The 10190-nt window shown below is 38.2% G+C and carries 12 protein-coding genes; 1 reads left to right on the plus strand and 11 read right to left on the minus strand.

Annotated features, from left to right (window positions below; translation table 11 throughout):
- Positions 1-157, plus strand: a 157-nt coding sequence (rpsR, locus tag ABYK33_RS10015) for a 30S ribosomal protein S18 (protein ID WP_373033051.1), incomplete at its 5' end; no start/stop codon positions are given.
- Between the two features lie 61 nt (positions 158-218).
- Here rpsR and ABYK33_RS10020 read toward each other — a convergent pair.
- From ABYK33_RS10020 to ABYK33_RS10070, 11 genes are all read right to left on the minus strand, one after another.
- Positions 219-926: a methyltransferase domain-containing protein gene (locus ABYK33_RS10020; RefSeq protein ID WP_373033036.1), complete on the minus strand. Its 708-nt coding sequence runs from the start codon at positions 924-926 to the stop codon at positions 219-221.
- Positions 919-1539, minus strand: coding sequence for an ATP phosphoribosyltransferase (gene hisG / locus ABYK33_RS10025; protein WP_373033037.1), 621 nt, complete (start codon positions 1537-1539; stop codon positions 919-921). The genes ABYK33_RS10020 and hisG overlap by 8 nt, the downstream gene beginning before the upstream one ends.
- Positions 1533-2156, minus strand: coding sequence for a type III pantothenate kinase (locus ABYK33_RS10030; protein WP_373033038.1), 624 nt, complete (start codon positions 2154-2156; stop codon positions 1533-1535). The genes hisG and ABYK33_RS10030 overlap by 7 nt, the downstream gene beginning before the upstream one ends.
- Positions 2157-2251: 95 nt before the next feature.
- Positions 2252-2584, minus strand: coding sequence for a hypothetical protein (locus ABYK33_RS10035; protein WP_373033040.1), 333 nt, complete (start codon positions 2582-2584; stop codon positions 2252-2254).
- Positions 2581-3405, minus strand: coding sequence for a tyrosine-type recombinase/integrase (locus tag ABYK33_RS10040; RefSeq protein ID WP_373033041.1), 825 nt, complete (start codon positions 3403-3405; stop codon positions 2581-2583). Before ABYK33_RS10040 ends, ABYK33_RS10035 begins: the two co-directional genes overlap by 4 nt.
- The gene (locus ABYK33_RS10045; RefSeq protein WP_373033043.1) at positions 3398-4411 is read right to left on the minus strand and encodes a hypothetical protein; all 1014 of its coding nucleotides are present in this window, start codon (positions 4409-4411) and stop codon (positions 3398-3400) included. Before ABYK33_RS10045 ends, ABYK33_RS10040 begins: the two co-directional genes overlap by 8 nt.
- Complete coding sequence (locus ABYK33_RS10050) at positions 4411-4989, minus strand: hypothetical protein (RefSeq protein WP_373033045.1); 579 nt, start codon at positions 4987-4989, stop codon at positions 4411-4413. The genes ABYK33_RS10045 and ABYK33_RS10050 overlap by 1 nt, the downstream gene beginning before the upstream one ends.
- A gap of 128 nt (positions 4990-5117) precedes the next feature.
- Positions 5118-7340, minus strand: coding sequence for an endonuclease MutS2 (locus tag ABYK33_RS10055; RefSeq protein ID WP_373033047.1), 2223 nt, complete (start codon positions 7338-7340; stop codon positions 5118-5120).
- 4 nt (positions 7341-7344) lie between these two features.
- Positions 7345-8658, minus strand: a complete 1314-nt coding sequence (murC, locus tag ABYK33_RS10060) for a UDP-N-acetylmuramate--L-alanine ligase (protein WP_373033048.1) — start codon at positions 8656-8658, stop codon at positions 7345-7347.
- Positions 8659-9255, minus strand: a complete 597-nt coding sequence (locus ABYK33_RS10065; protein WP_373033049.1) for a hypothetical protein — start codon at positions 9253-9255, stop codon at positions 8659-8661.
- Positions 9252-10190, minus strand: a 939-nt coding sequence (locus ABYK33_RS10070) for a succinyldiaminopimelate transaminase (protein WP_373033050.1), incomplete at its 5' end; no start/stop codon positions are given. The genes ABYK33_RS10065 and ABYK33_RS10070, both read right to left, overlap by 4 nt.

Here is a 10190-nt window from a genome sequence, read left to right on the forward strand (position 1 = left end):
GAGATTTAAAATTATGCCAAGAAGACTCACTGGTAACTGTAAAAGACACCAAGAGCTTGTAACAGGCGCAATCAAAAGAGCTAGACAAACAGCACTTATTCCTTATATCGTAGATAGAAAGAATGTTGTTGAAAATCCATTCGAAAATGTAAGATAGGTTTAAACCTGTTTTATACAAAGTCCATCTTTAATGATGGACTTTATTATTCCTTCCCTCTCTACACTTTTCTCAATACTAAAAAGAATTTATCCGCTTCATCGAAATCATAGAGATTAACATTATCACTTTGTACCAGTTCTAAACCACTTAACATAGCAATGTCACCTACTGTATGATAATATTGTCTGATCGTCTCTTGAGACTTTTTAAACACATCACCCTCTTTTTCAAAAAGCGTGAACTCTGCACTATATTCACCCTCTTCAAAGTCACTGTCCACAGTTAAAAATCTCTCTTCATCATCTACAATGTAAGCGCCAACTGCTACATTTTCAAAACCATACAGTGTATTGATGTCACAAAGGAAATATCCACCATTGTTTAAGTGCTCTTTTACGCACCCTAAGAAATGTGCTAATTGTGTTTTATCCAGATAGTTTAACATGTCAAACACAGCCGTCAGGAGATCATAATGACCGTTTAAATCACATAAGTCTATACACTCCGCATCATAACCTTGTTCGAGTGTTTTGGAGACCATAAGAGGACTGAGGTCTATCCCTTTAACTTGAGGGATCTCTAATGCACCTTGTATTTGACGTAAGAAATCTCCAGAACCACAACCCACATCTAATAGGGTATCAAAATCTATAGAGTTTAAAAAAAGAAGGTAATGTGCATAGAGACTTGGAGCAGCCTCTTTTACACCAAGAAGATCCTCTACTTTTGCGTAGAGGTCAAGTGAGTCTGCAGTAGAATTAGCCACGGCTTTCTACAACAGTTTTGATCTTTTCATACAAAGAGAGAATCTCTTCTTTCTTTCCATAAAAACTATTTTTGTTTGAAATCAAATGTGCAGAAGAATCCATAATATCTTCAGCCACTTTCAATCCATTTTCTCTCATCGTTGAACCTGTTTCTACAATGTCCACAATAGCATCTGCCAAACCTACAAGTGGAGCCAGTTCTATGGAACCATACAATTTAACCACTTCCACACCTACTGCTTTTTTGGCAAAGTAGTTTTTGCTGATATTAACCATTTTTGTAGCCACTTTGATGTTAGGACGTGACCAGTCCAGTTCATCTTCGTTCTTAATACCGATAGACACTTTACACTTGCCCAACTGCATATCAAGGAGCTGGATAATATCCAGCTCTTTTTCAGTAATAACATCAAGTCCTACAACACCGATATCTGCTGCTCCGTGTTCTACATATGTCGGAACATCTTGATTACGTACGTTTAAAAAACGAAATTCACCCATATCTAAAATGAGTTCTCTGCCTTCAAACTTGAATTCTCCGCCGAAAATTTCAGCAAATATTTCAAGTGTTTGTTCTGCTATTCTTCCTTTTGGAAGTGCTACTGTTAACATATCTCTGTTTCCTTAATCACTTTTCGCATCCCGTTAAATACCAACATTTCATCGTAAATGGCTTCTTCAAAAAAACTTGACAAAATTTTTCCATCTCCACCTGTAAAGTAGAGTTTTTTACCATCACTATGCTTATCTATGAGTGCTTTTATGGACGCGATTATACCATAGCTTATCCCATCTTTAGTTGTAGTAGGTAATCTCTCTAAAGATATTGTATCGTTCAACTCTGTGTCTAGGACCGGGGAGATGGAGCTATAAGCTTTTAGCATCGATTTTAAACCGGGTAATATAAATCCGCCCATATACTCACCATTTTCCATAATATCAACAGTAATTGCAGAACCGGCATCCACAAAAACACCATCATCATGACTTAGACATAATGCTCTTCTATCTACACCCATCGTTTCATATGCACCTTGCAATTGTATCTCTTGGGAGATATTTTTCCACAAAGATATATTTTCTATAGTACTGTCCAATTGTTGTTTCACTGAAATATAACAGAGTGCTTCTTTACTGTATTTACGGATAGCATCTGCATAAGACAAATGCTCTACATCAGAACCATTATAGATATGAAAATAGCTATTGCCGATATCTGCAAGTAACATGAATGTTCCTCCTTTTCAAGTTTTTCCTCCGTGGCTTCGCTTTGCTCCGACCACTCTGGTTCCGTCACTACAATCGCGAAACTATTCACGATTGTTTAACGCTCCTCATACCACACCTTCCAACCATTCTCTTCCAACATAGCCTTAGCATGAGAACACAATGGTGCTTTGATCAGTATATATTTTTTGGTGATCTTGCTATCAATATATTTTTCTAATTTTTCATGTAAAAGAATTAATTCAGCTGCTTCTTTTCGAAGTACCCTGCTCTTCTTTTCAACTTCCATAACCAGTGCATAATACCCTTTCAGATTAACACCTAAATAGAGTGAAACCTTTTTACGAGAACCCAACTCTTTTGGCAGGATCTCCTGAAGAGATTTAAAAATGATATTTTTATGGTTTAAATATTCAACCAATGCTTTCATGATACTCCTTTTAACGGATGATAACTATTCATCGTATCGGCTAAATTCTGTTTTTGTATATGTGTATAGATCTGTGTGGTCTCCAGAGAACTATGTCCTAACAACTCTTGCACAACACGTAGATCTGCTCCACCAATGATCAACGCAGAAGCAAATGAGTGTCTCAATACATGCGGTGACACACCTAAATACTTCTTCACTATTTTATAGGCAGAAATGCGACTGAGCAGGTCGCCTTTGTAATTTAACCAGATATAACTACTGGCTATATCCTGTTCCTGCATATACATCTCCAATGCCTCAACCGCTATAGGTGCGAGAGGGACAATACGTTCTTTTTCCCCTTTGGCAAAACGTATTTTCAGCCATCCGTCTACAATATCGCTACGCTGTACGTTCAATGCTTCAGAAATGCGACATCCGCTTGCATATAAAAATAATATCAGTGCATAGTCGCGTAATCCCATTACTTTACCTCTGTCAATGTTTTTTAAGCCTTGCAATATATCATCACTACTCATATATTTTGGTAGGTTCTTTGGTATTTTTGCCATAGGTATCTTAATTTTTTCATGCTTGAAATCCTGTCTGTGACAGAAATGAAAAAATGTATTGATAGAAGAGAGTTTTCTGTTTAACGTTCTTTTGTTTTCAAAGGTAGCTAAAAATTTTAGTATATCAGTCGTATCAAGTTTAGTCAGTGTTTTTTGACTTAACTCTTCCAGTTGGGTAAGGTCACCCAGATAAGAAGAAATAGTAAGTGTATCCAGTGCCTTTGTGACACTTAGATACTCTTCAAAAGCTATCAGCAGATCACTCATAACCTAATTTAGATAATTCAATTATATCACCATCTTTATAGAGCTTTGTTCCTGCAATAAATGCCGGTTCACTTACTTCTCCAAGATCATAGATCTTGTGTTTTGTTAAAGCACTGTCCATAACGATAAGTGAACCTCCCTGATCTAGCCCATACACTCTACCATTAAAGGCTGTACCTACAGAGTAGTGTGCAAATTTATACTTTGATTCTCCAACCTTTTCAAGACCGCTGTCTAAAGCAATAATTTCTCCCTCTTTTGTAAAGAGATAAATGATACCGTTGTCAAAAGCTACTTCAGAGATATTTACTTTAAACTCATTCTGTCCATCATTGCCTAAAGTAAGTAGTCTTTTTGGCGTTGCAGCGATCATAGTGTTACCTTTACGAGACAAATATATAACATTGTTAAATACTTTTTCCGTACTGAGATAGACTACTTTTGCATTTTCACTGTCGTTTATATTGACAATAATGAGTTTTCCGTCAAGCATAGGCATAACAACTAAACTATCAATAAAGATCGGACTTGCTGCTCTTGTATCGATGGCAAATGTTGTCTCAGAACGACTTTCAACCACTTTTTTATTGCCTGCCATTTGATAAATACCAAAAGTATTGCTGTTAAGAATATATGCGATCACACCATTATGGATCGTTGCAGAAACAACAGGTACTTTTAGAGAAACTGCACGTACTGCTTCTTTAGTCTTTTTATCAATGATCTTTAAAATACCCTCAGCATTTCCAGCCAGCACATAGGTATTGTCTTCATTTAAAAATCTATACCCTTCACCAATGTTGATACTGCTTACACCCTCTTTACTAATGTATTTACCACTTTTAAGTGTTCCGCCTTCACGACTGATATCACTCATACTTCCACCATACGAAGTTGAAGCATTTGATGCTGAAAATGTTTGTTCTGGTTCAAAATACTTTTTACTGCTACATCCTGAAAACAATAATGCTGCTATGGTAAAGGTGATCAGTGACAAAACTTTCATTAGTTTGCCTTTATGGTAGAGTGTCTAAGGAACTCGCTAACGACTGAAAGAGCTGAGCGTTCATCTATAAGTTCCAATTTATTCTGAGCCATTTTTACATCACCTGCAACGATGGCCAAGTATGCTTCTTCAATCAGTGCCAGCTCATTATAGAGTTTTGAATCCACAGGTTTTTTACTGAGCGCGCCAGCGGTATAAGCACTTGCATCTGCTATCACATTATTCTGACTTGCAGCCAAAGATTCTAACGCTTTAACATCTTCTTTTTTCACTGCCTGCGCATAGCTATAAAGTTCAAAAAGTGCCGGATTGTTCTCTTTAAGTACATTCAACGCATTTGCATCATCACTTTTAGTCTGTAGTGTTAAGAAGGCTTCATTTGCTTTTACAAGTTTTGATTCATGCATTGTAGTCATCACTGCCTGACCACCAAAAAACAAAATAAGTGCTGCAACAACACCCCACAATTGAAACTTGTATTTTCTGTAAAGTGACTCTAATTTAAAAGCACTCTCAAGTACCTTTTCATCACCACTTAACTCTTTTTTTACATAATTCACATCATCTTTAATGCTCACGTACTTCTCCTGCAACATTTTAATGCTTATATTATACCCTTTGGAGTTAAAAGAGGGGTTATAGAACCCTCTGAATAACATAGATACACAGAATGAATTTTGGAAACGTAAGATTTTGCTAGAGGGTTCTATAGTTCGACTACAGTAATTCCTAAGTTTCCAGGCATTCGATAAAATTTCTCTATTTTAGGATGTCTTTTAAGATATTCACTCACCAATTTTGATAACACTCCTCCACCGGTACCGTGAATGATCTGTACTTCACTCAGTCCGTTCACCAGTGCATCTGAAAGAAATTTATCTACGGTGTCTATGGCTTCATCTGCGTACATCCCGAGTAGTTTTACAGAGACAGCTGCCCCTGATTTTTCGACATTGACCTTGACTTCTTTTGCTTTAGGTTTGACTTTTATTTGAGGCGTATTCCCTCTTCTTTTGAGTTGTCCCAAAGGCACTCTCATCTTCAAACCGTCTACGATGATCGTAGCATCTTTTCCACGGATAGCAAGTATCTCACCTTTGTGAGATCGGTACTTCACTTTATCACCCTCTTTAAGTGGTATTTCATCTACAGATTGGATCTCTTTTTGCTTGAAATCTTTACGTTGATGTGCCACATTCAGCAGACGTCTCCCCTCAGTGGATTCTTGTACTTTAAGCGCTTCTCTTGCTTTTTTAGTCGCTGCATTATAACGGTTCTCAAGTGTTGCGATGGCTTTTCTATGACTCTCCTGAAGCTTCACTTCTTCATCGATAAGTTTCTGTTTTTGTCTCTCTACAGATTTTAGCTCTTCATCTATCTTATTTATTTTCATGCGCATTTCACGTTCAAGTGAAGTAGATTTCTCTATCAGTTCATTAAGGTTTTCTTTGTCTTCTCCATAGACCTCTTTTGCTTTGTTCACAATGGACACAGGTACCCCATAACGTTGTGCTGTCTCAAAAGCATAACTCTTTCCGATACTTCCTTGTAGGAAAGTATACGTAGGGACTCTTCTCTCTTCATCGTAGAGTGCTGCAATGAGTTCTACCTCATCATCACTTGCCATCAGTGAGGCTAACCGCTTATGGTGAGTCGTAACGATGAAGCTAATACCTTTTTTTCGTAGTTCGTCCAACATCACGCGAAATAGACTGGCTGCTTCATCACTGTCTGTCCCGAGTTCTATCTCATCAACCCCTACACTGGCATCTTCTTTGTTACAGAGTTTTGCAAATTCCTGCATACGTCCTGCAAAAGTGGAAATGTCATTCTTTACCGATTGTGGGTCATCTATAACCGCTTCAATACTCTTGTAATGTCCCACTTCTGTTTGTTCAGCATCACATTTAAAAGGAAGCAAATACTTACTCATATAAACTGCTGAAAGCATCGACTTGAGTAACATCGTTTTACCACCGGCATTGACACCTGTCACAAGCATAATTTGTTTGGAGAAATCCATCGTGATGGGTACTGGGTTTTCTATAGCAGGGTGAGCAAAATCCTGTAATTTGATACGTTTATGTTTGCTTGGTAAGATGAATTCATACTCTTTTGCTCTTGCAAAGCTTACACGTGCCTGGTAGTGGTCAAATCTGTCATACTCTTTATTAATAAATGCCAGAAAACGTTCCCATTTGAAAAAGATCGCTGAGATACTTTTACAATAGGTATAGATCAACTCCTCTTTACTACTCAGCAGTGCAGACTCTTTCTCTTTTAAGTGAGAGATACTTTGTGGAATGATATAAAAAAAGCCTCCAGGACTACGTGCAGCTACCGTAGCTTTAATAGCATTGTTAAACCCACCACGTACAAGTAAAGTCTCTTCACCCCCATTGAAATGCACTTGGGTATCGACAAGATAGTCCCGCAACTTACTGGAGTGCGCCAATTTATAGAGTGTCTCTTTGATGTCTATCTTGTTTTGCTTGATGGCACGTTCAAGCTTATAGAGTTCCGGGTCACGTTCAGGGTTTATATCTCCTTCAGCTGTAAAGTATCCTATGATCTCTACGATCTCTTCCGGTATCTCTATTCCTTGTATCCAGGAGATCAGTGGCTCTGTAAACCCTACTGTATTCAAGGTGTTGAAATATGAAAACATGGTCACAAAAGCATAGATCTCATCCAGTGAAAGTACCCCTTGTTTTTTAATAAGATTAAGTTCTCTATCTAAGTTAGGTACGGATTTTGGTAAAGGAAACTGTACCTTAGAGAGTGCTTGTATATAACGATAATGCTGGTTGATGTCACCCATCATCGCTACAGGTTTTTCTCTGGCTAAAAATTTTTGAAACTGCTGGATGTACCCATCAAGATCCAGTTTTTGAATAATGGTTTTTTCGGTACTATCCTTCGGATGCATCAATTTATGCCTCTCCACGTATCTGATACGTGATATCTCCCGCACCGAAAGCTGTAACAAGTCCCTCACTGTATTCTCGTATCACATGCCCATCTTTAAATACTTTGACGACACCGTCTTCTTTCGTGACAGTGTCTGCCATAAGAAGTTTGTAGCGGCTGAATGCTCCCTTGAGGTCTATGTCTACTTCTAATTCCCCTGCTGCCCAGATAGGAAGAATAACAAGTTCATCTACACCTTCAAAACACTCTACAAATGCGTGTAGGTTATCCATCGTACGACTGTACTTATGTGGTTGCCAAATCACGTTTAGTTTAGAGAATTCACGCAGACCTTTATAGATCTGAAGTGACTCCATCGTGACTTTTATCTCTGTAGGGTGGTGCCCATAATCATCTATCACCACACACTCTTCCTGGTTTTGTACGATATCAAAACGTTTTTTAATGCCTTTGTAGTGTAAAAGATTTGCCCTTATCGCTTCTAGCTCTTCGCCTAGCTCTAAAGCACCTAATATTGCTAACGCGGCATCCAAAGCAATGTGATTTCCAAAACCGAATACTTCAAATACACCCAGGTCCAAAAGTTCAAATTTTGTATGAGGTTCACCATCGACCAAAACAAATTCTATGTTCTTGATATCTTTGGAAGGGTAAAGCCTAATGCTATCCATCTCCAAAGAAGAGAGGAATTCATCTTCTCCATTGATGACACGTATTTTGGCCAGTGATAAAAAGTTTCTATAGGCATTATAAAAACGTTCTTCGTCATACTCATAGTATTCCATATGTTCTGGTTCTACATTGGTCACGATGGCAAGATATGGATTGGAATTTAAAAAACTTTCATCACTCTCATCTGCTTCAAACACTACTTTGTTGTTAGGGTAATTACGTACGTTTGAACCAAACTCTTTACTGATAGCGCCTATGAGTGCATTGGACTCTGGAATGATGGAAGAGAGCATCGCAGAAGTGGTACTCTTACCATGTGCTCCACCCACAGCATAGACTTCTTTATCACCTAAAATACTTTTTAAAGACTCTTTACGTGAAAGTAACTCTATCCCTAACTCTTGTGCTTTTTGATACTCAGGATTGTTAGGACGAACAGCAGCAGAGTAGATCACTCTGTCCACACCTTCCACAGCATCTTCATGGTGAGGTATGGTGATCTTGGCATCGAAATTCGTTGCCAGGTCATTGGTTATCTCTGTTTGCTTAATGTCTGAACCGGAGATCTTATGTCCATCATTAAAAAGAAATTTAGCCAATGCAGAAAGTCCAATACCCCCGATACCTATAAAATGAATCTTCATCTATTTACTCTCATCCAATACTCTAAGTTCTTCTTTACCCTGCTTTACATGTTTTGCAAACATCGTCAGTAAAATATCTGTAGGCTGGGTAAATGTCTGTATGAAAAACGCTAAAGGGTCATGCTCATCTACACCTTCAACATCTACAAGGTTTTCTATAAAATCTTCAAAGCTGTTTCCAGCCATCACAGCAGCTGCATGTACCATCATCGCATCTTTCAGATCTGCATGGTCGATCGTATAGTTCAACACAAGAAAGATCTCTTTTGCACCCTTTTTATCATTCTCGCTGTAACGCTGGATACCATGTTCATAGATGGCTCTTGCCGTTGCCAGATCTTCTGCATCATTCATATCAAAAGACTGAGATGTAGAGAGTTTTTCAGCCAGTCTGTCAAACGCTGTGTTTACAATAAATGTAAAGATCTCGTTGATATCATCTTCCGGTGCTTCGATGATAAGCTGTGCATCTAAAAGCTGATACCCTTTTGCGATACTCTCTTCTTTTTTACATTCAACTTCCAGTCTTTGAATATTCGCTAAAAACTCTGGGTCTTTTTTTAATTCTTCTACGTGTATTTCCGGTGATTCTATCATGATTGCTCCAATGCTGATTGTATTCGTTCTAATGCTTCTCTTGTCTTCTCTGCTTCATACACAAGGGCCAGTCTTATATACCCTTGACCTTCACTCTCGCGTCCTAAAAATGAACCGGGAATGACTTTGAGATTATACTCTTTAAAAAGTTTTACAGTAAAGGCTATCTCATCTTCGACTTTGAGCCAAATGTAGAATGTCGCTTCAGGAGTATCTACACCTAAAACCTCTTTGGCTATTTCAAAATTCTTTTTATATTTTGCTCTAAAACCATCTACATGTTCCTGATCCGCCCATGCTGCTGCTGCAGCATGTTGAAGCGGTAACGGTGAAGCACAACCCACATAGGTTCTGTAGACCATATACTCTTTCAGTATCTCTGCATCTCCTGCTATGAACCCTGAACGTAGTCCCGGTGCAGATGAACGCTTAGAGATAGAGTTGATCACCAACACATTTTTAAAACTTTCATTGCCTACTTCTATACTTGCATTGAGAAGTGATGGCAGAGGCTCACCTAAATAAAGGTCAGCATAACACTCATCATTCAAAAGTACGAAATCATGTTTCAAAGCCAACTCCACCCAACGCTTCAGATCTTCCATACACATGACTGATGATGTAGGGTTGTTAGGTGAATTAAGTATGACAAAATCTGCTCTGCTTAATGATTCTTCATCTACTACGGGTTGAAAGTCATTTGTTTCATTGAGATTCAGGTAGATCACTTCAGCTCTACATGCCTTGGCTGCACCTTCATAGATCTGATAAAAAGGGTTAGGGAAAACCATTATAGGATCTTCTATATCGTGCAGTAAAAATTGTGGGAAGTTAAAAAGTACTTCCCTTGTCCCAAAAGTAGGAATGATCTGTGCATTTGTAAGTGTGAGACCGAAACGCTTTTTGTTATATGTCAACATCCCTTCTCTAAGCTC

It is taken from the genome of Sulfurovum sp. (assembly GCF_041562805.1).
Lineage (GTDB): Bacteria > Campylobacterota > Campylobacteria > Campylobacterales > Sulfurovaceae > Sulfurovum.

Excerpts from the sequence above, each read along its gene's own strand:
- ABYK33_RS10040 (WP_373033041.1), bottom strand. The coding sequence starts at position 3,405 with ATGAGTGATCTGCTGATAGCTTTTGAAGAGTATCTAAGTGTCACAAAG.
- ABYK33_RS10045 (WP_373033043.1), bottom strand. The coding sequence starts at position 4,411 with ATGAAAGTTTTGTCACTGATCACCTTTACCATAGCAGCATTATTGTTT.
- murC (WP_373033048.1), bottom strand. The coding sequence starts at position 8,658 with ATGAAGATTCATTTTATAGGTATCGGGGGTATTGGACTTTCTGCATTG.
- hisG (WP_373033037.1), bottom strand. The coding sequence starts at position 1,539 with ATGTTAACAGTAGCACTTCCAAAAGGAAGAATAGCAGAACAAACACTT.
- ABYK33_RS10055 (WP_373033047.1), bottom strand. The coding sequence starts at position 7,340 with ATGCATCCGAAGGATAGTACCGAAAAAACCATTATTCAAAAACTGGAT.
- ABYK33_RS10035 (WP_373033040.1), bottom strand. The coding sequence starts at position 2,584 with ATGAAAGCATTGGTTGAATATTTAAACCATAAAAATATCATTTTTAAA.
- ABYK33_RS10065 (WP_373033049.1), bottom strand. The coding sequence starts at position 9,255 with ATGATAGAATCACCGGAAATACACGTAGAAGAATTAAAAAAAGACCCA.
- ABYK33_RS10030 (WP_373033038.1), bottom strand. The coding sequence starts at position 2,156 with ATGTTACTTGCAGATATCGGCAATAGCTATTTTCATATCTATAATGGT.